The organism is Rhodococcus sp. 24CO (assembly GCF_050586165.1).
GTDB lineage: Bacteria > Actinomycetota > Actinomycetes > Mycobacteriales > Mycobacteriaceae > Rhodococcus_F.
Map to the genome: position 1 here is coordinate 488,426 of NZ_JAZFNF010000003.1, position 22,470 is coordinate 510,895.

Here is a 22,470-nt window from a genome sequence, read left to right on the forward strand (position 1 = left end):
TTCGCTCAGTTCTGGGGGAGAAAAAGGCGCACAGGGCCGAAGGCCCCTACCCCTTCCACCACGGGCGCAGCGGCACATGTGCCTCGCCCTTGGCGCCGAGTTTTACAGCCAGAACCTGGTGCAGCTGAACGACATTGCGCTCGAAGCCCAGGCGCGAGCCGGCCATGTAGAGGCCCCACACACGAGCGGTACCTTCACCGACCTCCGCGACGCAGACATCCCAGTTGTCGACCAGATTCTGGCACCAGGCCGCAAGTGTCAGCGCGTAGTGCTCGCGGATGTTCTCCTCGTGCCGCACTTCGAGTCCCACGTTCTGGATCTCGGAGATGATGCGGCCGGAACCGGTGAGCTCCCCATCGGGGAAGACGTACCGGTCGATGAATCCGCCGGCCTTTGCGCTGCTGCGATTGTCCGGGCGGGTGATGCAGTGGTTGAGCAGACGCCCACCTTCGCGCAGTTTGCCCTTGAGGAATTCGAAGTAAGCCGGGTAGTTCCCGACGCCGATGTGTTCGGTCAGTCCGATGGAAGAGATTGCGTCGAAACCCGATTCGGCAACGTCGCGGTAGTCGGAGAAACGAACCTGGGCGAGGTCGGCGAGCCCCTCGTCCTCGATGGCTTTCTGTGCCCAGTCGGCTTGTTCGCGGGAGAGGGTCACGCCGATCACCTTGACGCCGCGTCGGGCGGCGTAGCGGACCATCGAACCCCAACCGCAGCCGATGTCGAGGAGTCGATCCCCTTCTTGGAGTCCGAGCTTCTCGAACACCAAGCGGTACTTGTTTTCCTGTGCCTGCTCGAGGGTCTGTTCGGCGTTCTCGTAGGTGGCGCACGTGTACGTCATCGAGGGACCGAGGACGTATTCGTAGAACGTGTTGGAGACGTCGTAGTGGTGATGGATGACTTCTGCGTCACGAGATTTGGAGTGCCGCAGTCCTTCTGCGACGCGGCGCCAGCGGGGAAGGTGTTCCTGCGGCGGCGGCGCGATGGGACGCAACAAATCCCAGCCGAGGGAGCGGGTGATGCTGGCAAGTGTCAGCGCGGAGGGACGCTTGAGGTGTAGTTCGTCGCCCATGACGCGGAGGATCTCGTACGGATCGCCGGGATGAACACCCTCGGCTTCGAGGTCGCCGGAGACATAGGCGCGTGCCATGCCGAGATCGCCGGGAGCTGTTGCAAGATAGGTGGTTCCGCGGGTCGACTTGAGGTGGAGGCCGTAGTCGGCATCCTCAGGTCCGGCGGCACTACCGTCGTAGGCGGTGAATCGCAGCGGCAGCATGCCGTCGGAAAGCGTCTCGAGAATTTCTGCGATGGAGAGCTTTTCTTGGTTCTTGGAATCCTTGAACGTGGTCATTTACGTTGCACCGCCTTTGAAAATAGGTCCAATAAACGCGAATTGGGGTCGTAGCGATCCTTGAGGTGCAAGTATCGGTCGCCGCCGTAGTACTGCGCCTCGAAATCTTCTTTCGAGTAATAGGAGTCCGAGTAGAGGGACTTGTGTCCGTCGAAGTCGCCGACCTTGTCCTCGATCAATCTGTTTGCTGCTCCCTCGCGCTCACCGGGAACGATCGGCACCGAAGACCAGAAGCCGATGTTGACGTAGGTGCGCTTGGGTTCGAGGGGGTACAACGGCCATGGCCGCGCCGCGGAGGCTCCGGCGGGACTCGGTTCGCGAAGACGCAACGGGCACAACCACAGCGGTTCGATCGGGATCTCGTCGAGGAACCAGGAGACAAAATCCGCAGTTCGTTCGATGGGCACCTCGACGTCCTGGACGACGCGTTCACGTGGGGGATTTCCCTTGCGCTTTTCGAGGCGATCACCGATGTCGTACTTGTGGTCGAGGGCGATCAATTTCCAGTAGAAGCTGCTGCGGAGGTACTGCTTGGGCCAGAAGCGCCGGATCTTGGGGTTCTGGGCTCCGAAGGCCCGCGAGCACCAGAACCAGTCGGTGTCCCAGCGCCACAGGTAGTCCCGGATGGTGAGGCGATCGGTCTTGGGATGCACCAGCGACGGATGCTGGATCGACCGGTAGAAAATGTTCTGTCCCGTGTAGTCGCTGACCGGCCCATCGTCGTCGGTCTGGACACCGAGCGTGAGGTAACTCTCGGTATCGGTAAAGACGACACCGTCGAGGTAATCGACCGCGACGCCTTCGTACTCACGGTCGGTGACGATGCGGTCCATCGTGGTCTCGAGTGTCTTCAACGAGTCGAAACGCAGATGGCGCAGGGCTACATACTTTTTCACCGGTTCGAGGGTGATCTTGAGCCGCGTGGAATAGCCGAGGGTGCCGTAGGAATTGGGGAAACCGAAGAACAGTTCGGCGTGTTCACCGTCAGGTGTGGCGGTGATGATCTCGCCGTTTCCGGTGAGGATGTCGATCTCCAGAACGGACTCGTGCGGCAATCCGTTTCGGAAGGACGTGGATTCGATCCCCAACCCGGTGACGGCGCCACCGAGCGTGATGGTCTTGAGCTGGGGCACGACGAGTGGCGCCAGGCCGTACGCCAGCGTGGCGTCGACAAGATCCTCGTACGTGCACATGCCGGCGACGTCTGCCGTCCGCGCGACCGGGTCGACGGCGATCACACCGGTGAGCCCGCTGACGTCGAGGCCGGGAGTCGACGACTTGGCACGGGCACGGAACAGGTTGGAGGTCTTCTTCGCCAGTCGGACCGAACCATCGGGGGGTATCGCGTGATACGACGCGAGAAGTCGCGCAACGCCTTCCCGGTGCTGCGCAAAACCAGTTTCGCGCGCGCCGTCGGAACCCGGACGCTTACCTGCCCGGATTCTGGAAAACTTCGGAACTACCCCATTGAACGAGAGAGTCACAACCCTGACGCTATCCCTAGCGGTTGCTGGAGGCTATCGGTAGGGGTCGAATTGCACGAAATTGATCGAGTTGTTGCAAACGGCCGCGGATTTGCGGCATCGATAGTGAACCAGCTCACATGATCTGGGTCGATAGTCGAGATGCCGGGCAGGAACAGGCACTATGGAAACAAGTGTCTGTGCAGCATGCAGGTAGTCAACTCGAGGAGTCGTACGGGTAATGGGTCAGGTCAACGCAATGAGTTCGACGGTCGTTCCACATGCACCGGAGCAGGTGCTCGCGGCACTCTCCGATTACGAGACGGTGCGCCCGCGCATTCTGTCGGAGCAGTACCTCGACTACAAGGTGCTCAGTGGTGGCCAGGGCAACGGAACAGTTGCAGAGTGGACCCTCAAGGCGACGGAAAAGCGTTCGCGCAACGTCAAGGCGACGGTCACGGTCGAGGGCAACGTCATCACGGAGAAGGATGCCAATTCCAGCATGGTGACCACGTGGACCGTGGCCCCCAACGGTACGGGTACCACGGTGACAACGCTGACCCAGTGGCAGGGCGCTACGGGTATCGGCGGATTCTTCGAGCGGACGTTTGCGCCCAAGGGCTTGCAGCGCATTCAGGCTACGGTGCTCTACAACCTCAAGCGTGAACTCGGATAGTTCCTCCTCACTTCCCGCTGATGATCCGGCCCAGAGTTTTCAGGGCCGGATTTTCTGCATTCCAGTAGTCGCTGTGAACTGCCAATCCCGGTGAGCCTGGCGCGCTCGTGAATACCTGGGCGCCGAATGTGGGGTCGGCGGGATCGAAACCGTGTATCCCGAGTGCTCTCGGTATCAGCTGCACGGGGTCCCAGAATGCTGTTGTTGCGTAGACGTGTTCACCCATATCGGCTCGAGCCGTCGTATCGAGTCGCAGTTCGTCGACGCGCTCCGCGTCGACGCCTGGGCTCGCGACAAAGACCAGATCGTCGACGTTCAGAGATCCTCCATCGGTGGTGGCGGCGCCGATGACGGTGCTGCCGTAGGAATGCCCGATGACCACGTTGTGCGAGGCCGGACCGTCATGGGACGCGCGTAAGCCGTCCTGGAATGCGTCCAGCGCGGGCGCGGCAGCGTCGGCGTAGCGGTCGAGCCCCGCATCGGGAATGGTTGGCGGAGAATCGTATCCGGACCAGAGAATGACCGAGTTGGCAGATCCGGGCGATGCCACGTGGGCCGCGTCGTACATCGCCTTGGTTCTCTGAAGGTCTCCGCCGATTCCGGCGACGGTCGTCCCCGTTCCGGGAACCAGTGTTGCGACATTGTCTGCCGTGTCAGGATTTCCGAGTGCGATGGCGGTGTGTCCGTCGGGGCTCACCGCCAGGAGGAACATGTCCGGCCGTAGCTCTGCGGCGATGGCGGCGTAGGTACTTGCCGATGATTCGCGCATCGACTCCAGGTAGCGCCGGTTGTAGTAGTCGCGGTCAAGCGCCGGCAGTCCGTCTCGATTTCCGATTGCCGGATATCGCAGTGCCAACGCGTCTTTGTCGCTGGGGGAGAGGGTGTTCCAGTAGCTGCTCAGTTCGGCGGGATTGTCGGGCAGGCTGACGGGGTCGCTGAGCACCGCGACCGGAGGACCCAGAAGCTCTGCGAGTTGGCCGAATGCCGTTGCCAAAGCCTCGGCGGCAATGTGGTCGGCGTGCTCGACGGCGTCGAGAGCCTCGGAGAGCCGGATGTGAAAAGTTGCTGCAGCCTCGACGTAGTGGTCTCCCTGCAGAATGTCTGCCAGACTCCCCGGTGTTGCAGGTGACGGCGGAAAGACCTCGCCGTTGTCGGTGACGGTCAGGCCGTGCGCGAGTGTCGCGTCGTCGACGATCATGCTGACTGCGCGGTACGCGTGCCCGAGAGCATTTGCCGCTCCGGCATAACAGTCCGCCACATTTCGCACGGCAATGGAGATTCGACCTGACGTGCGAAGCGTGGCCGAGAGTTCGGCGGAGGCTGCCGTCGCGGCTTCGCCTTTCCACACGTCGAATTCGCGCTCGACCGTGCGACGGGCCGCGTCGAGTAGGTTTTCGACCCGCCGATCTGCCTCGATCAGTTGGTAACTCGTGGTCCGCAGGGGCTCGGGTGAGAAGGCGCGAACGTCGGAGATAGTCGGACGCATCGAAATTCAGATCCCGTGAAGTACGGCAGCGAAGTCACGGTCCGCAGCGCCGAGCAGACGCGCGGTATGGGCGGTGGCGTCGGCGAATGCCGAGATTCGCCCGGCCAGGACCAGATAGGCCTCGGCGACCGGTGCGACCGCGTCGACGCCGGCAACCTCGTCGGCTCGAGCGTGGAGATCCGTCGAAAGTTGCTGTAGTGCATCAAGATCTGCTTGAAGGAACGTGTCCATGCCGGAACGGTAGCTGGCGCGGCGCCGCTGTGGTGCTCGCGAAATCAGCCTGTGGATAAGCCCTCGTTATCCACAGAAAGAAACGCCTGCACACCATTCGAGATCGCCGACGCGTATTCGGCTTGGCCTGCGGGGCTGCTCATCCGGGCGGCTTCGTCGGCGTTGCGCATGTTTCCCAGTTCCACGAGAATCGACGGCCGCTGCGCCAGATTGAGTCCGGTGAGGTCTGCGCGTGGTGACAATCCGTTCTCTCCGATGTACGTCGAGGGCGTGAGTCCGGCGCCGATCAAGGTGTCGCGCATGGTTTCGGCCAGCGTCACGGAAGGTCCGGCCTGAACGGGGTTGAGGGCCGGCGCGGAGTAGCAGACGTGAAAGCCTTCGGCGCTCGCGTCGGCCCCGTCGGCGTGAATGCTGACCACGATGTCGGCGCCGGACGCGTTGGCTGCCTCGGCTCGGGCGTCGACGCAGGATCCGACGCTCGTGTCGTCTGGCCGGCTCAGGAGGACGGTGGCGCCTTCGGCTTCGAGTTCACTCTTGACCAGGCTCGTGACTTCCCAGTTGAAGGTGTGTTCGGCAAATCCGGCGTCGGTGTTGGTGCCGGTGGTCTGGCAGTTCTTGGTGCCGCCGCGGCCGGTGGGGACCTGGGTGTTGATGGTGTCGTCGTTTGCGCCGTTGTGTCCGGGATCGAGGAAGACGACTTTGCCTGAGAGCGACTCGGCGGCGGGCGCAGGTGCAGGTGCGGCTGCCGGCGTGACCGCAGCAGCGCTCTCGGCCGTGCCTGTCGGGATAGTGCATCCAGCCGTGATCAAGGTAGCTGCGAGAGCCACACCAAGAGTGAGGCTACGGCGATTAGGCAGTTTTGTGATCTCTGACGGGTTTCGGCGCACCCGCTCACGGTAGCGCGCACCGACTACGCTGGTGGGGATAACTCTGGAGAAAGGACCGCACGTGCAACCAGGTGGAGCACCCGATATGTCCGCATTGCTGGCTCAGGCTCAGCAGATGCAGCAGCAGTTGATGGCTGCGCAGCAGGAAATGGCACAGGCCGAGGTGACCGGCCAGGCCGGTGGCGGACTGGTTATTGCCACGGTCAAGGGCACCGGTGAGGTGGTCGGTCTGCAGATCGATCCCAAGGTCGTCGACCCCGACGATGTCGAAACCCTGCAGGATCTTGTGATCGGCGCCATCGAAGATGCATCGCGCAAGGCTCAGGATGTTGCAGCAGAGAAGCTCGGCCCCTTGGCCGGCGGACTCGGCGGAGGCCTTCCCGGTCTCCCCGGTTTCTAGAGACGAGTCCGCGTGTACGAAGGTCCCGTTCAGGATCTGATCGACGAACTCGGGAAACTCCCCGGGGTCGGTCCCAAGAGCGCCCAGCGCATCGCCTTTCACCTTCTGTCGGTTGAACCGCCGGAAATCGACAGGTTGAAGAATGCACTGCAGCGCATCCGCGACGGCGTTCAGTTCTGCACGGTGTGCGGAACTGTGTCCGATCAGGAGAAGTGCAGGATCTGCGCGGATTCTCGTCGCGACCGAACGGTGATCTGCGTCGTAGAAGAGCCGAAAGACGTTCAGGCGGTGGAGCGGACAAGGGAGTTCAAGGGGCGCTATCACGTTCTCGGTGGAGCACTCAATCCGTTGTCCGGCGTCGGGCCGGATCAGCTCCGCATTCGGGAGTTGTTGGCTCGCATCGCAAACCAAGAGGATGGCGTGGACGTGTCCGAGGTGATCATCGCGACCGACCCCAACACCGAGGGGGAGGCAACGGCGACGTATCTGGTTCGGATGATGCGCGACATCCCGGGTTTGACGGTCTCGCGCTTGGCTTCCGGTCTGCCGATGGGTGGCGATCTCGAATTCGCGGACGAGCTGACGTTGGGCAGGGCATTGTCCGGACGTCGCGAATTGTCCAGGAACGCCTGATGACGAGTACGCGGTCGGGGCGTCGTAGTTCGGAGGAGACGCGCGCGCAGATCATGGAATCTGCCGGCAAGGCCTTCGCGACGCGGCCCTATCGAGAAATCACGCTCAAGGACATCGCGGAAGACGTCGGGGTCAGCGCACCTCTCATCATCAAGTACTTCGGCTCGAAAGAGCAGTTGTACGACGAGTTGGTCGACTTCCGGGCCGCGGCGAATACCGTTTTCGATGCGCCGAACGACACTCTCGGTGAGCGGATGGTGTCGCTGTTCACCAAACCGCAGGAACCGTACAAGCCGTTGTCGGTGAGCCTTCTCTTCATGAGTGGGGTTAGTGAGGAAAGCAACCGCAAACTGCGTGAGAACTATTCGACGCAGATGATCGACGCGCTGGCGGCCCGCTTGTCGGGGCCGGACGCGCGACTACGTGCTGAATTGGCGATGTCGATGGTGGCCGGGGTGGCCGTCATGCGTCGACGGATGTTGGCTGGTCACGCGACGGGTACTCAGGCCGAGGTTGTCGCGATCTATGCGCCGTTGGTGCAAAAGCTTCTCGACGGGTGATCGTAGTCACTGTACTTGCGGGGTAAATATCCGTTCACCTACTGTAGGTGAACGGATATTTACTATTAGAGAACAGGTGGCGGTAGGTTGACGACGCTGGACCGTGCACCAGTAGTCTCGCCGGTTGTAGCGCGCTCCCGTTTCCTGTTCCCCATCGTTTCCGCAGGCGCTGTTTTTCAGGCCGTCCTGCAAACCGTCATAGTTCCGCTGCTTCCCGAACTCCCGCACTTCACCGGCGCCAGTCGCACAGCGGTGTCCTGGCTTGTGACGGTGACGCTTCTGGTCGGCGCTGTCGTCACGCCCATCTTCGGGCGCCTGGCCGACATGTTCGGCAAGAAGAAAATGTTGTTGGTCGCGTTCTTCTTGATGACACTCGGATCGATGCTGTGCGCGGTGTCCTCGAATATCTCCGTGCTCATCTTTGCGCGAGCTCTCCAAGGTGCAGGCGCCGCTGTCATCCCTATCGGAATTTCACTGCTGCGTGACGAACTGCCCCGGAACAAGGTCAACGGTGCCGTCGCCATGATGAGTTCGACGCTCGGAGTTGGCACTGCCCTGGGCATTCCGTTCTCGGCGATGATCGCTCAATACTCGAACTGGCATGTGCTGTTCTGGATCACCACGGCGATCGGGTTGTCGGTGACGCTTGCCGCGGCCTTGTTCATCCGTGAGTCGGAGGCCAGTCCGTCCGGCCGCTTCGACGGGGTCGGCGCGGTGGGCCTGAGCGCCGCGCTCGTCTTGCTGCTTGTCCCGATGACGCAGGGCAGCAGTTGGGGATGGGCGAGTGGTTCGGTGATCTCGATGCTGTCGGCGTCGGCGGTTCTCTTCACGCTCTGGGTGTTTCAGCAACGGCGCAACGTCAATCCTCTGGTGGATGTTCGGGCTCTGGTCAAGCGTGCGGTGCTGATCCCGCATATCGCCGCGCTTCTTGTCGGCTTTGCGTTCTTCGGCAACACGCTGATCACAACGCAGCTATTGCAAGGCGCGCAGGGTCCTGGGGCCGGATACGGTTTGACCATCATCGCCGCGGCGCTGTGCCAGATTCCTGCCAGCATTGCGATGGTTCTGTTCTCGCCAGTCGCCGTGCGCATCACCGACCGATTCGGTTCGCGGACAGCGATGTTGACCGGCGCTGCATTTCTTGCCGGCGGCTACGGAATTCACGCTGTTGCGGGTAAACCCCTGTGGGGAGTGGTTGTCGCGTTGTTCATTACGGCGATCGGAACCGCGATCGTCTACAGCACGCTCTCGCTGCTCATTCTCGTAGCGGTACCGCGTCAGCGCCTTGCGGCGGCAAACGGGGTCAACTCGTTGCTGCGTACCTCCGGCAGCACGCTTTGCAGTGCGACAGTGGCAACTATCCTGGCCGCGTATGTTGTCGCCGGCAGTGAGCATTCGACGTCGTGGGCAGGTTTTGCCGTCGCCTATCTGGTGTGCGCTGCGTGCGCGGTGGTTGTCTTCGGAGTGTCGTTCCTGCTCCCGCAAGGCCGCACCTCGATCGACATCGAGCTACCGGAACTCAGGATTTAGGCGGGATTCGGAAGCCGGAGAGGAAGAGCGTGATCATCAGATCGGCAAACTCTTCGGTGGTGTACCGCTGGCGGTCCGGCCAATGGTTTGTCGACCACAGGGTGTCGCGCACCGACCGATAGAAGATCTCGGGGGCGATGTCCTTGCGAAAGATCCCCGCTTCGACGCCTTCCGCAATGGCTTTGAGCCAATGCTCGCGGACCTCGCGCGAGGGGCCGTCGACGGACTGCAGAAGGTCGTTGTCGCGAAGGTATGTCCGTTCGTTCTGGTAGATCGCGGTGGGGTGCGGATGCAGTTCGATCACGATCAGGGTCTCCCGGATGAGGCCCCGTAACACGTCCTCTGGCCCGTCGGCCGAGCGCTCGACCTGGTTGAACCGTTCCTGAATATCCGCCATGAAGACGCGGAGCAGTTCCGCGACAATCGCGTTCTTGGATTTGAAGTAGTGGTACAGGCTTCCGGAGAACACGCCTGCTGATTCGCCGATGTCGCGGACCGTCGTCGATGCGACGCCCTTCTTCGCGAACAGTTCGGCCGAGCTTTCCAAGATTGTGTCTCGACGATCGGGTGTGGCTGCCACATGCTCTCCGCTGCTGATCTGTCCCGTTTCGGGCAGGTGTTCTCTTTCGAGCAATCCTGCCTGACGGCCTGAGTTCTTACCCGATCAGGTGTGATCCGGCGCCGTATTTCAACTTTCCGGCTCCTATGCTAACTTCAGGATCAAGCGCTTGATCAACTCTAACCCTACTGGAGGTTTCAGTGCAGAGCTTGGAGGCACAGTTCCCGCAATTCATCGGGACGGAGGCCGAACCGCCACGAGTCGCGCGTTACGCCGTCAACGAGGCGATGATTCGCAACTGGGTGGAAGCACACGAGGACAACAACCCGGTCTACGTGGACGCCGACGCGGCCAGGTCGACCGGTAGGCGCGACGTCGTCTGCCCGCCCGCGATGATCTCGACCTGGGTGATGTCCGGGTACCGGCGTTATCGCGAGGTTCAGCAGCTCCGCGCCGATGGCGTCACCGAGGACTTTTCCTACTCGCGCCTACTGGCACTGCTCGACGAAGCCGGCTACACCTCGGTTGTCGCCACCAATGTGGAGCAGGAGTACTTCGCGGAACTGAATCCGGGCGACCACGTCACCGCTCACTTCACGATCGAATCCATTTCGCCTTTCAAGCAGACCGGCCTCGGGCACGGCTGTTTCATCACGTTGTTCAAGAACTACGTCGACGGCAACGGCAAGACCTTGGTGGAAGAGCGATTTCGGATATTGAGGTTCAACCCCGACACGCAGGAGGTGCCCGCATGAGCGCGGCCGAAACATCGACCAACGCAGTACCTGTTCCCCGGACCTCGGTGCCGGGGCTGACCGTCACCGGAGACAACGACTTCTTCTTCGAGGCAGCCAAGGAAGGCCGTCTCGAGATTCAGCGTTGTGCCGATTGCAAGACGCTTCGCCACCCACCCGCGCCAGCCTGCCCGACGTGCCGCTCGTTCAGTTGGGACACAGTCGAATCCACGCGTCGGTGCACACTGCACAGTTTCACGGTTATTCACCACCCCAAGGATCCCGCGTTCGAGTACCCGCTTGCCGTCGGGTTGGTCGACCTGGAAGAAGGCACCCGTCTGGTTGCCGACATCGCCGGAATCGACCACGACGACTTGGCATTCGGCATGGAACTCGAAGTCGGCTTCTCCGAGCACGCTAACGGTGAGATCCTGCCGCAGCTTCGTCGCCGCGGGGAGGCGTGAGAGATGACCTTCCCCCAGTGTGATGTGGGCTCGAATCTTCCCACGCTCGAACTGCCTTTGGACCGGACGCTCATTGTCGCGGCGGCCATCTCGTCGCAGGATTTCGAGGATGTGCACCACGATCCTGGCAAGGCCCAGGAACGTGGCACCCCGGACATTTTCATGAGCATCAACTCCACGAACGGGTTCATCGACCGGTACATCACCGATTGGTCGGGACCGAGTTCTCGAATCGTCAAAACTTCACTGCGGCTGGGAGTTCCGAACTTTCCCGGTGACACGATGACCTTCACGGGCGAGGTAGTGGAGAAGGACGGCTCGGCCGTCACGATCGCCGTGGTCGGACGCAACGAACGAGGAACACACGTCAGTGCCAAGGTGACCGTGGCACCGGTAGAAGGAGTGTCGGCATGAGTCGAGGTTTTTCCGGAGAAGCGGCAATCGCCGGCATCGGAGCCACGGAGTTCTCCAAGAATTCCGGGCGCAGCGAATGGCAGTTGGCGTGCGAATCGGTGATCGCCGCGCTCGACGACGCTCAGATCGAGGCAGAAGAGGTGAACGGATTTGCTCTGTTCACCATGGAGAACAACCCCGAGATCGCCGTCGCGCGCGCCCTCGGCATCCCTGAACTGAGCTTCTTCAGCCGGATCCCGCACGGCGGCGGCGGTGCCTGCGCGCCTGTTCAGCAGGCGGCGCTTGCCGTCTCCAGTGGTGTTGCCGACGTCGTGGTTGTCTACCGCGCCTTCAACGAACGGTCGGGCCATCGATTCGGCGCCGGCCCACCGCCTTTTGCATACAACCAGTCGACCGATCAGGAATACCGGAACTGGATCAACCCGTACGGATTGCTCACTCCCGCTCAGCAGGAAGCGTTCCTGGCCAAGCTGTACATGCACAAGTACGGTGCAACCAGTGCGGATTTCGGGCAGATCTCGGTCCTCTCACGCAAGCACGCTGCCAACAACCCCAAAGCCTGGTTCTACGAGCGGCCGATCACGATCGAGGATCATCAGAACTCGCGCATGATCGCCGATCCGATCCGTCTGCTGGACTGCTGCCAGGAGAGCGACGGCGGGCAGGCGTTGGTCATCGTGAGTGCGGAGCGCGCACGGGATCTGCCGCACAAGCCCGCCATCATCACCGGAGCAGCACAAGGTGTTGGTCCACAACAGATTTCGATGAGCAGCTACTACCGTGACGACATCGACAGCATGCCGGAGGTCGAACTGGTCGCTCGTCAGTTGTGGAACCAGGCCGGTATCGGCCCGGACGACATCGACGCCGCGATTCTCTACGACGCCTTCACCCCGATGGTGCTGCTGCAGCTCGAGGAATACGGCTTCTGTGGACGCGGCGAGGCCAAGGACTTCATCGCGGACGGCAATCTCGAACTGAACGGCCGCCTGCCGATCAACACTCACGGCGGCCAACTCGGTGAGGGATACATCCACGGCGTCAACGGAATTGCCGAAGGCGTTCGCCTGATCCGCGGCACCTCCACCAACCAACCCACCAAGACTTTGAACAACGTGCTGGTGACCGGCGGTTCGCCCGTCCCGCACAGCGCGCTTGTCCTCTCCGCGGATCACTGAATCCGCAGACCACTTTACGAAAGCAGGAAAACATGAGTGAGCGGATCACCTACGCGCGGGCTACCCACGGTGAAGAGGAAATCCAGGCAGTAGTCGACGTATTGCGAAGCGGTCACCAGGGCTTGCGCATCGGCAAGAACGTCTTCGAGATGGAAGAACGCATCGCGGCCCTGGCAGGCAAGAAGTTCGGCGTCATGTGCAACTCGGGATCCTCGGGTCTGTACTTGGCAGTCGAGCTGCTCGGACTCCCGGCCGGTAGCGAGGTCATCACATCGCCGTTGACGTTCTCCACCGACATCGCGCCGATCGTGCGTGCCGGCCTGGTGCCGGTGTTCGTGGACGTGGAACCCAACACGTTCAACGTCGACGTCACCAAGATCGAGGCCATGGTCACCGAGAAGACCGGTGCCATCCTGATGCCGAACCTGGCCGGCAACTGCCCGGACTGGGATGTCATTCGCGACATCGCAGATCGCCACGGACTCAAGGTGATCGAAGATTCGTGTGACGCGATCGGAGCCACGCTCCGCGGCACTCCGACCGGCTCCCGGGCGGACATCGTCGTCACCAGCTTCTCCATGGCGCACATCATCACGTGCGCGGGAACCGGTGGAATGGTGTGCGTCGACGACGAAGCCAGCCGCGACAAGGCTCTGCTGCTTCGCCGCTGGGGACGTCGTAGCGAGCCGAACCTGTTCGGCAGCACCAAGTCCGGCCGCGTCTTCCGTGAAACACTCGACGGCGTCGACTACGACAACGATTTCATCTTCGAGCTCATGTCGTGGAACTTCGAGCCCTCCGAGCTCGGCGCAGCTTACGGCGTCGTGCAGCTCGACAAGCTGGAAGAGAACTACAAGACACGCAAGGCCACGTTTGCGGCTTTCACTGCGGCATATGGCGCTCACCCCGAATTCTTCACGACGCCGGTAGAACTCGACGGTCTTGACACGGCGTGGCTGTGCTACCCCGTGATGATCAACGAGAACGCACCCTTCACGCGTAGCGACCTGCAGGAAGCCATCGAGGCCGACGGCATCGACACACGAACTGTGTGGAGCGGCAACGTCACTCGTCACCCGATGATGAACAACATCGAGTTCCGTCAGCCGGCCGAAGGATTGCCGGAAGCCGACGCGGTCTTTGCCCGAGGAATGACACTCGGCATGAGTCACGGCCTACGTGACGACGAAGTTGCCCGGATTGCGGAGAGCATCAATCGCTTCGCCTCGAAGTTCAAATAGCATGACGAGGCGCTTTGACGGCCGCCGGGCGCTTGTCACCGGTTCCAGTCGTGGAATCGGTGCGGGCGTCGCAGAAAGACTGGCAGCGGAGGGTGCCGACGTGGCCCTCGTGGCTCGGACGCTCGGCGCCCACGCCACCCTGCCTGGCAGTCTCGAGGAGACTGCCGCTCGAATTGCGAAGTACGGAACCAAGGTCGAGATAGTGGTCGCGGATCTGACCGACGAGCAGCAGCGCGACACCGTTGTGTCGCAGGCAATCGAGAAGCTCGGCGGGACTATCGACATTTTGGTGAACAACGCGGCAGCAGCGATATACGCGCCGCTGTCCGAGTATCCGCTCCGTCGGCGGCGTGTGGTCTTCGAGGCAAACGTCCACGCGCCGCTCGATCTGATGCAAGCCGTGATACCCGGCATGGTGGCAAACGGATACGGCTGGATCGTCAATGTGTCCAGCGGAACCACGAAACAGTGGCAAGGTCCGCCGTTCACTTTGATCGAACCGGGAACCGCGATGACCGTGTACGGCGCCTCCAAGTCCGCGCTGAACCGCATCAGCAACGGAATGGGTGTCGAACTCTACGGCGAGGGCGTGCGCGTCAACACGATCGAACCGCGAGCAGCGGTGCTCAGTGAGGGCGCAAGAGTCCTGGTCGGTGAGACTATTCGGCCGGATCAGGTCGAATCTATGGAACAAATGGTGGAAGCGGTCACAGCGCTGTGTGATTGCGATACCGAGTTCACCGCGCGCTCGTGCGTCAGCTTGGACCTGATCGACGAGTGGGCGTTGACCGTGCGCGGTCTGGACGGAACAGCATTACCGGAAACAACAGCATTACCGGACTTGACAGCATCACCGGACTTGACAGCAATACGAACCGAGGAGTTGGCATGAAGCCCGTCATCGTGGACGCAGCACGAACACCGTTCGGCAAGCGCGAGGGATGGCTGTCCGGTGTTCACGCGGCGGAACTGTTGGGTTATGCGCAGTCCGGTGTGCTGGATCGGGTGGGAGTGGATGCGAATACCGTCGACCAGGTCATCGGCGGCTGTGTCACGCCACTCGGAGAACAGTTCGGCAATATCGTGCGGACGTCCTGGATGCATGCCGGCCTTCCGTTGAAGGCGGGCTGCACGACGATCGACGCTCAGTGCGGAACTGCGCAGCAGTCGGTGCAGTTGCTGGCGGGTCAGATTGCCATCGGTGCCGTCGACGTGGGCGTTGCGTGCGGCGTGGAACTGATGTCGCGGGCTCCGCTCACCTACAAGGTGGGTACAGGTCTCGGAACGCCGCGGCCCGAGTCGTGGTCACTCGATACCGTCGACCAATACACCGCAGCAGACCGAATCGCTGTCAAACGGGGTTTCAGCCGCGAGGATCTCGACGCCTTCGGGCTGCGCTCGCAGCAGCGGGCCGCGGCGGCGTGGGACGCCGGCCGATTCGACTCGCACATCATCGACGTGGTGGTTCCCGGGTCGGACTCCCCGGTTCACCGTGATCAGGGACTGCGCGAGTCGAGCCTGGAAGGTCTGGCGAAGCTGCGCACCGTTCAAGAGGGTGGATTGCACACCGCTGGAACGTCTTCGCAGGTCTCCGACGGTGCGAGTGCGGCTCTGCTGATGTCGGCAACTCGCGCTTCGGCACTGGGCGTGCGCCCGCGGGCCCGGATACTGGCGCAGTGCGTCATCGGCGGCGACACCGAGTTCATGCTCGACGGTCCCGTTGACGCCGCGTCCATCGTGTTGGAACGCACGGGCCTAACGATCGCCGACATCGATCTTTTCGAGGTCAACGAAGCGTTTGCCTCGGTGCCCATGTCCTTTGCGCAAGCACACGGCGTCGACCACGACCTGCTGAACGTCAACGGTGGAGCCATTGCGCTCGGTCACCCGGCCGGGGCAACCGGTATTCGTCTGCTGGCCAATGCGATCGACGAATTGGAACGACGCGACAAGTCCATCGCCCTCATCGCGATCTGCGCGTCGGCCGCAACCACCTGTCTGATTCTCGAACGTATCTGACGCCGAAGTAGAAACCGAAGATTGAGGAACCCACCATGGCACTGTCCCTGCTCGAAGACCACCGTGATCTCGCCGAAGCGGTAGCCGCGTTTGCGGCCCGCAACAGCGCAGTCGCCGACACCCGAGCCAATTTCACGCGCTACGCAGCCGGCGAACAGCCGGATTCCTGGAAGGCGTTGGTCAGCCAGGGTCTGCACGCGGTGCATCTGCCTGAGGAATACGGCGGTGACGGTGCCGGTCTCGCAGAACTTGCGGTGGTCGTCGAGCAGTTGGGAATGGCGCTCTATCCCGGAGCGTATGTTCCGACTGTCATCACGGGCGGAATTCTTGCGTCCGGTTCCGGTAGCGGTGCGGCAACGATGCTGGGCGAGTTGGGAAATGGTGCCACCGGTGCGGTCTGCGGTGGTTCGCTGGTTGCGGAGCGCGCGGCCGCCGGGTGGACTGTCAGTGGTACAGCCGACCCCGCCCTGGGCCTGCCCGGCGCGGATGTCGTTCTGGTACAGGCTCGTAGCAGCGACGGTGCGCTGTGGTTTCGGCTCACGCCGGCAGCCACCGCGGTAGTCGAGGTCGAGGACGGAATCGACCTGACGCGCTCCGTCGGCACGTTGACGCTGACCGAGCATCAGGTGTCGGACGCGGAGATTGTCGATGGTCTTGTGCCACATCTGGTCGAGCTGATCGTCAACACCGTGTACGCCGCGGAGGCGAGCGGGCTTGCGGGTTGGGCGCTGCGCACAGCGGTCGAGTACGTCAAGACTCGGGTTCAGTTCGGTAGCCCGGTCGGCAGCTTCCAGGCCGTGCAGCACAAAGCGGCCATGATGCTCGTGCGTTCCGAAATTGCCTGTGCTGCAGCGTGGGATGCTGCGCGATCCGAGGACCACGACGAGGATCAGCAGAAACTTGTCTCGGCTCAAGCTGCGTTGGCCGCTTTACCCGTCGGCATCGAGAACGCCCTCGAATGTGTCACGTTGCTCGGCGGCGTCGGCTTCACCTGGGAGCACGACGCGCATCTGTACTGGCGTCGCGCGCTCAGCATCGCGGCGGTGGTCGGCGCAGAGGAGCGATGGGCGCACACACTGGGTGAGCGCTCCGCTGACGCGGTTCGTGACTTCTCGTTTGTCGATCCCGACATGCTGCCGGAATTGCGGGCTGAAGTACGTCGGGTGTTTGCCGACGTGGAACTACTGCCGGACGACGGAACCACCGACGCGAGTTGGGCTCCGGCCAAGGGAAGTGCCAGGCGTGCTCGTTTCGCCGAGGCCAAACTGGTTGCCCCGCATTACCGCGAGCCCTACGGTTTGGGCGCCGGTCCCCAGGAACAGGCAGTGATCGCCCACGAGTTCGCCACGCGTGGATGGGCGCAACCGTCCACCGTGATCGGCGAATGGGTACTTCCGACGATTCTCGAACACGGCAATGCCGAGCAGCAGGACAGGTTCGTCGATCCGACTCTGCGCGCAGACATCATCTGGTGCCAACTCTTCAGCGAGCCGGGAGCAGGCTCCGACCTGGCCGGACTGAGCACCAAGGCGCGCAAGGTCGACGGCGGTTGGATCATTTCGGGGCAGAAAGTGTGGAACTCGGGTGCGCACGAGGCGGATTGGGGCGTCTGCCTCGCTCGCACCGACGCGGATGCTCCGAAACATCGTGGGCTGTCGTACTTCTTGGTGGACATGACGTCGGTGGGCGTCGACGTCCGGCCGCTCAAGCAGTCCACCGGCAAGTCGGAGTTCAACGAGGTGTTCCTGGACGACGTGTTCGTCCCGGACGAGTGCCTGGTTGCCGAACCGGGACAGGGTTGGAAACTTGCAGCGACAACATTGTCCAACGAACGTCTGAGCATGGGTTCGCGTCTGCATCACGGTTCGAGTGATCAGTTCCGTCAGGTTATCGCCGACGGTAGTCACGACTGCTCGCGCGAGGATGCAGTGGAAGGTCTGGGGCGCAGTATGTCTCGCGAACTGGCACTATCCGCCATGAACCTGCGCGGCGTTTCGGCTCGACTGGCCGGTCAAGAACCCGGCGCCGAGATCAGCGTCTCCAAGGTATACAACGCACTGGCCCAGCGTGAGGGATCACGAGACCTGCTCCGCTTGCTGGGCCCACGTGCGGCAGTGGTCGATTCCCGTGCCAACTACGGCATCGATCACATCGGTTTGCCATCGATTCTCTTCGGCGGCGGAACCGTCGAAATTCAACTCAACGTCATCGCGCAGCGCGTTCTCGGCCTGCCGCGCTCCTAGCCATATTCTCGAGGAGTCTTACCCATGTACCTGGATTTGTCAGAGGAGTCGAAGACTCTGCGCAAGGAACTGCGCGCGTACTTCGCCGAAATCATCAACGACGAGGATCGCCGCGCGCTGGTCGATCAGACCGAAGGCGGACCCGTCTTCGATCGCATCCTGCGCCAGATGGGCAAGGACGGCTGGTTGGGCTTGGGGTGGCCGGAAGAATTCGGTGGCCGCGGGGAGAACCCCGAAGCTCTGTACGTGTTCTACGACGAGGTGATTCGCGCCAATGCGCCGCTGTCGCTGGTCACGCTGAACACGGTTGGCCCCGCGTTGATCAAGCACGGAACCCAGGCGCAGAAGGACTTCTTCCTGCGCCCGATCCTGGCCGGCGAGTTGATCTTTGCCATCGGCTACACCGAGCCCAACGCCGGTACCGACCTCGCTGCTCTCGAAACGCGAGCTCGCATCGAGGGCGACGAGCTTGTCATCAACGGCAACAAGATCTTCACCAGCGCCGGCGTCTTTGCCGACTGGGTGTGGCTGGCCGTGCGCACCGATCCGGATGCCCCGACACATCAGGGGATTTCGGTGGTACTGGTACCGACGAGCGCTCCCGGATTCTCCGTAACGGAAATCCACACCGTTGGCGGAATCAGCACCTCGGCAACCTATTACGAAGATGTGCGGGTGCCGCTCACCAACGTTGTCGGCGAACTCAATCAGGGTTGGAAGCTCATCACCAACCAGCTCAACCACGAGCGGGTTGCCTTGGCCGCCCGCGGTGGTATCGCCAACGAGCTTTTTGCCGAGGTGGTCGAGTGGGCGAAGACGGAACCGGCCGGCGACGGCCACGTCTACGACATCCCCTGGGTTCGGGAAAAGCTGGCAGAGGTCTACGCGCTGCTCAGTGCAGCCGATCTGATGAACTTGCGACTCGTTGCCGACGTTGCCGCAAACACCTTGGGCGGTGGTGATTCTGCTGCCGCCAAGATCTTCGGCACCGAAGCCGTCGTGACTACGTACGGAATGCTGCAGGAAGTGCTGGGAGCCAAGGGATTGCTGCGTCCGGGAACTCCGGGTGCAGTGCTCGAAGGCCGCGTCGAGAACCTCGGCCGACGCGCTCAGAACAACACCTTCGGCGGCGGCACCAACGAAGTCATGCGTGAAATTGTCGCGGCCAAGTGCCTGGGGATGACGCTTGCTGCGCGTCGTCGCCCCGCTGCAACACCGAACGAAAAGAGCTGACATGGAATTCGAATTCGACGACAATCTGTCCGCGGTGCGGGATCTGAGTGAATCGATCTTTGCTGCGAAGTCCGGAGTCGACCGACTACGTACGGTGGAGAGCGCAGGCGGCTTCGACGCCGACCTGTGGAAGGTGCTGGCCGATTCCGACGTTCTGGGAATCGCCCTGCCCGAAGAGGTGGGCGGCGCGGGGCTCGGAATGCTTGGGCTCGCCGCAGTTCTCGAGCAGCAGGGTCGACGCGTTGCGCAGGTACCGCTGTGGTCGGTCGTCGCAACCGCGGCGCTGCCGATTGCCGAGTTCGGCAGCACGGAGCAGAAAGCGTCGTGGCTTCCGGGACTGCTCGACGGTTCCGTGATTGTCACCGGCGCGTTCGACATCGGACACGGTGCCAACCTTCCCGTGCGCGCCGAGGCAACGGGTGACGGATGGACGCTGCGCGGAACCGTCGATTCGGTGTCCGCTGCTGACGTCGCCGACGCCGTGGTAGTTCCGGTGGCCATGCCCGGCGGCACCACGAGCGTGATGATCGTGCCCACCGATCGTCTTTCGCGCACCACGTTGAACGTGACAAACCGTGAAAGCAACAGCACTGTGCAGTTCGACGGCGCTACCGTCAGTGCTGCCGACGTTCTGCCTGGTGACGGCACTACCACTTACGAATGGACGCTGCGCCGAGCACGGGTTGCTCTGGCAGCCTTGGCTGTTGGTGTGTGCGAAGAGGCGCTGGCCATGGCAGCAAAGTACACCTCGGAGCGTATCCAGTTCGGTCGACCCATCTCCACCAACCAGGCTGTGTCCGTCCGGGCCGCCGACGCGTATCTCGATACCGAGAGCATCCGACTGACCGCGCAACGCGCAGCCTGGCTGATGGACACCGGAGTGGAGAGTGAAGCGGAAGCTGCTGCACTGGTGGCCAAGTGGTGGGCATCGCGCGGTGGACTCCGAGTTGTTCACGCAACGCAGCATCTGCACGGCGGTATCGGCGCTGATGTCGACTACCCGATCCATCGCTACTTCCTGTGGGGGCGTCAGATCGCCTTCTCCCTGGGAAGCGCGGGCGCGATCGGCATGGAACTGGGCAATGTTCTGGAGAAGGGTGCTTCGATCGGCGCACCTGTATGACCACGGGGGAGAACCTGGCGGTGCGCGTCCTGCGCGCACCCCAGGGTCTTCCACAGGCGGAAGACTTTTCGGTCGAGAAGGCTTCAATTCAGCAGCCGCAAGACGGTGAGGTGTTGTTCCGGGCTTGCTATCTGGCGATCGATCCCAGCGCCAGGCGGCGCCTACCTTCCGCTGACGGACGCCCAGGACCGCTCGGAGCGGTGGCCGGGATCGGCGACATCGTGCTGGCAGGGGTGAGCCCACCACAGGCAGGCCTCGACGGTGCGTTGGTTGGCGAGGTTGTCACGTCGCGGCACCCGGATTTTGTGCCAGGGGACCTGGTTCGTGGCGGAAATACGTGGCAGGTCTTTCACACGGTCCGAGGCGAGCACTTGGACTTGTTGGAGCCACGTCCGGGATTTCGACTGGAAGCGGAACTGGGAGTACTCGGTAGGCCGGGATTTGTGGCGTACTGCGGACTGCACTTCGCGTCGACGCTCGAAGCCGGTATGACGGTGGTGATCTCGGCTGCCGGCGGCGCGGTCGGGATGGTAGCCGGACAATTGGCTGCGCTGGCCGGCGCCCGCGTCGTCGGCATCGCAAGTGGTGACAAAGTCGCCTACGTCGTGAACGAACTCGGATTTGCGGACTGCATCGATCGAGCGAACGAGACGATCGCTGCAGGATTGGCGAGGACCTGCCCGGACGGCGTCGACCTGTACTTCGACAATGTCGGCGGCGAGACGTTGGCTGCGGTGTTCGAGCGGCTCAACGACTTCGGTCAGGTTGTGGTGTGCGGCATGGCAAGTGAATACAACGGCGCCGAAGCCGACTTCGGCCCACCATTGCGCCCGGTTCTTCGCAAACGACTGAAAATTCAAGGCTTTGTCGTGTATGACCATTACGAGCACTACCCGCGCTACCGCGAGTGGGCAATCGAACAACTCGACGCAAGGCAGTTGCGCTATCGCGAGGACGTCGTAGTCGGGTTGGAGAATGCCCCGCGGGCGTTGGCAAACGTTCTGACCGGCCGGAACCGCGGCCGTCAGCTTGTACAACTTGGTCAGGCGCCACAAGTTCTCAGGTAGTGGCGCGTCAAGGAACCCAGCCCGACAAGGTGGTCGGGGAAATGGAAGGTGTAACGCATGACGAATGACAGCACCACATTCACAGGCCTCGCGGTCGTCACGGGAGCCAGCCGGGGAATCGGCCGGGCGATTGCGAGACGCATTGCAGCAGAGGGAATACCGGTTGCGGCAGTCTCGCGCACATTGCGGGCAGGGGACGGAAGTCTCCAAGGCTCGCTCCAGGAAACCGTCGAATTGATCACGGCGGCAGGAGGAACCGCGAAGAGCTTTGCCGTCGATCTGGGGACTCCTGAACTCGATCGCGCCGCACTGATCGCCCGGATCGAGGACAGGTTCGGACGACCGGTGAGCATCCTCGTCAACAACGTGGCTGCGTCGCGGCGATACGAGACACTGTTTGCGGACATGCCGCGAGAGTGGTTCTACGACTCCGTCGAAACAAACGTGTGGAACACCTGGGACCTGATGAAGGCCGTCATCCCGAGCATGCGCGCGAACGGCGCGGGGTGGATCGTCAACATCTCTTCCCGGCAGGCCGGTCCACGCGTCGGGCCGCCTTTTGCGCCGCATCCGCTGGCCGGTTCAGTTCTGTACGGCGGAACGAAGGCGATGATGGACCGGATCAGCACGGGATCCGCGATGGAGCTGTACGGCGACAACATTGCGGTGAATTCGCTTGCGCCCAACCGTGGCGTCGCAACCGAGCACGCTGCCGCAGCGGTTCCCGGCTGGCCGTCCGAGCCCGAGGACACGATGGCCGAAGCGGCACTCCTGCTCTGCACTGCTGAACCGTCCGAGGTAACCGGCCGTGTTGCATACAGTCTTCCCCTGCTCAAAGAGTTCGGGCGTTCCGTGCGCGCGCTCGACGGCAGCGGTCTGCTCGCCGGCTGGCAGCCCGACGACCTGGACGAGGACGGCTTCCCTGGGGACTATCTCACCTTCAACCCGCCCGCCCCGGTGCCGGCTGAACTACTGAAGTAA

23 protein-coding genes are annotated in these 22,470 nt (G+C 62.4%); 17 read left to right on the forward strand and 6 right to left on the reverse strand.

Going from position 1 to position 22,470, the window contains the following annotated elements:
* Positions 1-46: 46 nt before the first annotated feature.
* Positions 47-1,348 (reverse strand): class I SAM-dependent methyltransferase, encoded by a 1,302-nt coding sequence (locus tag V2B23_RS09475; protein WP_430950106.1) that lies wholly within the window; start codon positions 1,346-1,348, stop codon positions 47-49.
* Positions 1,345-2,790 (reverse strand): FAD-binding protein, encoded by a 1,446-nt coding sequence (locus V2B23_RS09480; RefSeq protein WP_430950222.1) that lies wholly within the window; start codon positions 2,788-2,790, stop codon positions 1,345-1,347. The genes V2B23_RS09475 and V2B23_RS09480 overlap by 4 nt, the downstream gene beginning before the upstream one ends.
* A 262-nt stretch (positions 2,791-3,052) precedes the next feature.
* On the opposite strand from V2B23_RS09480, the gene V2B23_RS09485 reads away from it, so the two are divergent.
* A complete protein-coding gene (locus V2B23_RS09485; protein ID WP_430950107.1) occupies positions 3,053-3,487 on the forward strand; it encodes an SRPBCC family protein in 435 nt (144 codons plus the stop codon).
* 7 nt (positions 3,488-3,494) lie between these two features.
* Here V2B23_RS09485 and V2B23_RS09490 read toward each other — a convergent pair whose 3' ends face one another.
* From V2B23_RS09490 to V2B23_RS09500, 3 genes are read right to left on the reverse strand one after another with little or no spacing between them, the layout of a single operon-like run.
* The gene (locus V2B23_RS09490) at positions 3,495-4,973 is read right to left on the reverse strand and encodes an alpha/beta hydrolase (RefSeq protein ID WP_430950108.1); all 1,479 of its coding nucleotides are present in this window, start codon (positions 4,971-4,973) and stop codon (positions 3,495-3,497) included.
* Between the two features lie 6 nt (positions 4,974-4,979).
* The gene (locus tag V2B23_RS09495) at positions 4,980-5,204 is read right to left on the reverse strand and encodes a hypothetical protein (RefSeq protein ID WP_430950109.1); all 225 of its coding nucleotides are present in this window, start codon (positions 5,202-5,204) and stop codon (positions 4,980-4,982) included.
* 44 nt (positions 5,205-5,248) lie between these two features.
* The gene (locus V2B23_RS09500) at positions 5,249-6,031 is read right to left on the reverse strand and encodes an Rv3717 family N-acetylmuramoyl-L-alanine amidase (protein ID WP_430950110.1); all 783 of its coding nucleotides are present in this window, start codon (positions 6,029-6,031) and stop codon (positions 5,249-5,251) included.
* 121 nt (positions 6,032-6,152) lie between these two features.
* On the opposite strand from V2B23_RS09500, the gene V2B23_RS09505 reads away from it, so the two are divergent.
* The 4 genes from V2B23_RS09505 to V2B23_RS09520 all read left to right on the forward strand — a co-directional run bounded on the left by V2B23_RS09505 (position 6,153) and on the right by V2B23_RS09520 (position 9,214).
* A complete protein-coding gene (locus tag V2B23_RS09505; RefSeq protein WP_033235869.1) occupies positions 6,153-6,491 on the forward strand; it encodes a YbaB/EbfC family nucleoid-associated protein in 339 nt (112 codons plus the stop codon).
* A gap of 12 nt (positions 6,492-6,503) precedes the next feature.
* On the forward strand, positions 6,504-7,124 hold the full coding sequence (gene recR / locus V2B23_RS09510) for a recombination mediator RecR (protein WP_033235870.1): 621 nt from the start codon (positions 6,504-6,506) through the stop codon (positions 7,122-7,124).
* Positions 7,124-7,684, forward strand: coding sequence for a TetR/AcrR family transcriptional regulator (locus tag V2B23_RS09515; protein WP_430950111.1), 561 nt, complete (start codon positions 7,124-7,126; stop codon positions 7,682-7,684). The genes recR and V2B23_RS09515 overlap by 1 nt, the downstream gene beginning before the upstream one ends.
* A gap of 87 nt (positions 7,685-7,771) precedes the next feature.
* Entirely contained in the window at positions 7,772-9,214 is a 1,443-nt protein-coding gene (locus V2B23_RS09520; RefSeq protein WP_430950112.1) for an MFS transporter, read from the forward strand.
* Here V2B23_RS09520 and V2B23_RS09525 read toward each other — a convergent pair.
* Positions 9,204-9,794 carry a TetR/AcrR family transcriptional regulator gene (locus V2B23_RS09525; protein WP_430950113.1) on the reverse strand — a complete coding sequence of 197 codons (591 nt, stop codon included), beginning with the start codon at positions 9,792-9,794 and terminating at the stop codon, positions 9,204-9,206. The two genes, V2B23_RS09520 and V2B23_RS09525, sit on opposite strands and share 11 nt — an antisense overlap.
* A 179-nt stretch (positions 9,795-9,973) precedes the next feature.
* Between V2B23_RS09525 and V2B23_RS09530 the strand changes: the two genes are divergently transcribed.
* From V2B23_RS09530 to V2B23_RS09585, 12 genes are read left to right on the forward strand one after another with little or no spacing between them, the layout of a single operon-like run.
* Positions 9,974-10,528 (forward strand): FAS1-like dehydratase domain-containing protein, encoded by a 555-nt coding sequence (locus tag V2B23_RS09530; RefSeq protein WP_430950114.1) that lies wholly within the window; start codon positions 9,974-9,976, stop codon positions 10,526-10,528.
* Positions 10,525-10,971 carry a Zn-ribbon domain-containing OB-fold protein gene (locus tag V2B23_RS09535; protein WP_430950115.1) on the forward strand — a complete coding sequence of 149 codons (447 nt, stop codon included), beginning with the start codon at positions 10,525-10,527 and terminating at the stop codon, positions 10,969-10,971. The genes V2B23_RS09530 and V2B23_RS09535 overlap by 4 nt, the downstream gene beginning before the upstream one ends.
* Positions 10,972-10,974: 3 nt before the next feature.
* A complete protein-coding gene (locus tag V2B23_RS09540; RefSeq protein ID WP_430950116.1) occupies positions 10,975-11,385 on the forward strand; it encodes an acyl dehydratase in 411 nt (136 codons plus the stop codon).
* Positions 11,382-12,563: a lipid-transfer protein gene (locus V2B23_RS09545; RefSeq protein WP_430950117.1), complete on the forward strand. Its 1,182-nt coding sequence runs from the start codon at positions 11,382-11,384 to the stop codon at positions 12,561-12,563. Before V2B23_RS09540 ends, V2B23_RS09545 begins: the two co-directional genes overlap by 4 nt.
* Positions 12,564-12,595: 32 nt before the next feature.
* Positions 12,596-13,804: a DegT/DnrJ/EryC1/StrS family aminotransferase gene (locus V2B23_RS09550; protein WP_033235876.1), complete on the forward strand. Its 1,209-nt coding sequence runs from the start codon at positions 12,596-12,598 to the stop codon at positions 13,802-13,804.
* Between the two features lies 1 nt (position 13,805).
* Positions 13,806-14,696, forward strand: a complete 891-nt coding sequence (locus tag V2B23_RS09555; protein ID WP_430950118.1) for an SDR family NAD(P)-dependent oxidoreductase — start codon at positions 13,806-13,808, stop codon at positions 14,694-14,696.
* A complete protein-coding gene (locus V2B23_RS09560) occupies positions 14,693-15,823 on the forward strand; it encodes a steroid 3-ketoacyl-CoA thiolase (RefSeq protein ID WP_430950119.1) in 1,131 nt (376 codons plus the stop codon). The genes V2B23_RS09555 and V2B23_RS09560 overlap by 4 nt, the downstream gene beginning before the upstream one ends.
* Before the next feature lie 35 nt (positions 15,824-15,858).
* Positions 15,859-18,066: an acyl-CoA dehydrogenase gene (locus tag V2B23_RS09565; protein WP_430950120.1), complete on the forward strand. Its 2,208-nt coding sequence runs from the start codon at positions 15,859-15,861 to the stop codon at positions 18,064-18,066.
* A 24-nt stretch (positions 18,067-18,090) separates the two neighbouring features.
* Positions 18,091-19,299 (forward strand): acyl-CoA dehydrogenase family protein, encoded by a 1,209-nt coding sequence (locus V2B23_RS09570; protein ID WP_033235880.1) that lies wholly within the window; start codon positions 18,091-18,093, stop codon positions 19,297-19,299.
* Between the two features lies 1 nt (position 19,300).
* Positions 19,301-20,422, forward strand: coding sequence for an acyl-CoA dehydrogenase family protein (locus V2B23_RS09575; protein ID WP_430950121.1), 1,122 nt, complete (start codon positions 19,301-19,303; stop codon positions 20,420-20,422).
* Positions 20,419-21,489, forward strand: a complete 1,071-nt coding sequence (locus V2B23_RS09580) for a zinc-binding dehydrogenase (RefSeq protein ID WP_430950122.1) — start codon at positions 20,419-20,421, stop codon at positions 21,487-21,489. The genes V2B23_RS09575 and V2B23_RS09580 overlap by 4 nt, the downstream gene beginning before the upstream one ends.
* A 57-nt stretch (positions 21,490-21,546) precedes the next feature.
* A complete protein-coding gene (locus V2B23_RS09585) occupies positions 21,547-22,470 on the forward strand; it encodes an SDR family NAD(P)-dependent oxidoreductase (protein WP_430950123.1) in 924 nt (307 codons plus the stop codon).

Coding starts and splice junctions, on each gene's coding strand:
- V2B23_RS09475 (WP_430950106.1), bottom strand. CDS start 1,348: ATGACCACGTTCAAGGATTCCAAGAACCAAGAAAAGCTCTCCATCGCA.
- V2B23_RS09485 (WP_430950107.1), top strand. CDS start 3,053: ATGGGTCAGGTCAACGCAATGAGTTCGACGGTCGTTCCACATGCACCG.
- V2B23_RS09490 (WP_430950108.1), bottom strand. CDS start 4,973: ATGCGTCCGACTATCTCCGACGTTCGCGCCTTCTCACCCGAGCCCCTG.
- V2B23_RS09495 (WP_430950109.1), bottom strand. CDS start 5,204: ATGGACACGTTCCTTCAAGCAGATCTTGATGCACTACAGCAACTTTCG.
- V2B23_RS09515 (WP_430950111.1), top strand. CDS start 7,124: ATGACGAGTACGCGGTCGGGGCGTCGTAGTTCGGAGGAGACGCGCGCG.
- V2B23_RS09535 (WP_430950115.1), top strand. CDS start 10,525: ATGAGCGCGGCCGAAACATCGACCAACGCAGTACCTGTTCCCCGGACC.
- V2B23_RS09540 (WP_430950116.1), top strand. CDS start 10,975: ATGACCTTCCCCCAGTGTGATGTGGGCTCGAATCTTCCCACGCTCGAA.
- V2B23_RS09545 (WP_430950117.1), top strand. CDS start 11,382: ATGAGTCGAGGTTTTTCCGGAGAAGCGGCAATCGCCGGCATCGGAGCC.
- V2B23_RS09550 (WP_033235876.1), top strand. CDS start 12,596: ATGAGTGAGCGGATCACCTACGCGCGGGCTACCCACGGTGAAGAGGAA.
- V2B23_RS09555 (WP_430950118.1), top strand. CDS start 13,806: ATGACGAGGCGCTTTGACGGCCGCCGGGCGCTTGTCACCGGTTCCAGT.
- V2B23_RS09560 (WP_430950119.1), top strand. CDS start 14,693: ATGAAGCCCGTCATCGTGGACGCAGCACGAACACCGTTCGGCAAGCGC.
- V2B23_RS09565 (WP_430950120.1), top strand. CDS start 15,859: ATGGCACTGTCCCTGCTCGAAGACCACCGTGATCTCGCCGAAGCGGTA.
- V2B23_RS09570 (WP_033235880.1), top strand. CDS start 18,091: ATGTACCTGGATTTGTCAGAGGAGTCGAAGACTCTGCGCAAGGAACTG.
- V2B23_RS09575 (WP_430950121.1), top strand. CDS start 19,301: ATGGAATTCGAATTCGACGACAATCTGTCCGCGGTGCGGGATCTGAGT.
- V2B23_RS09580 (WP_430950122.1), top strand. CDS start 20,419: ATGACCACGGGGGAGAACCTGGCGGTGCGCGTCCTGCGCGCACCCCAG.
- V2B23_RS09585 (WP_430950123.1), top strand. CDS start 21,547: ATGACGAATGACAGCACCACATTCACAGGCCTCGCGGTCGTCACGGGA.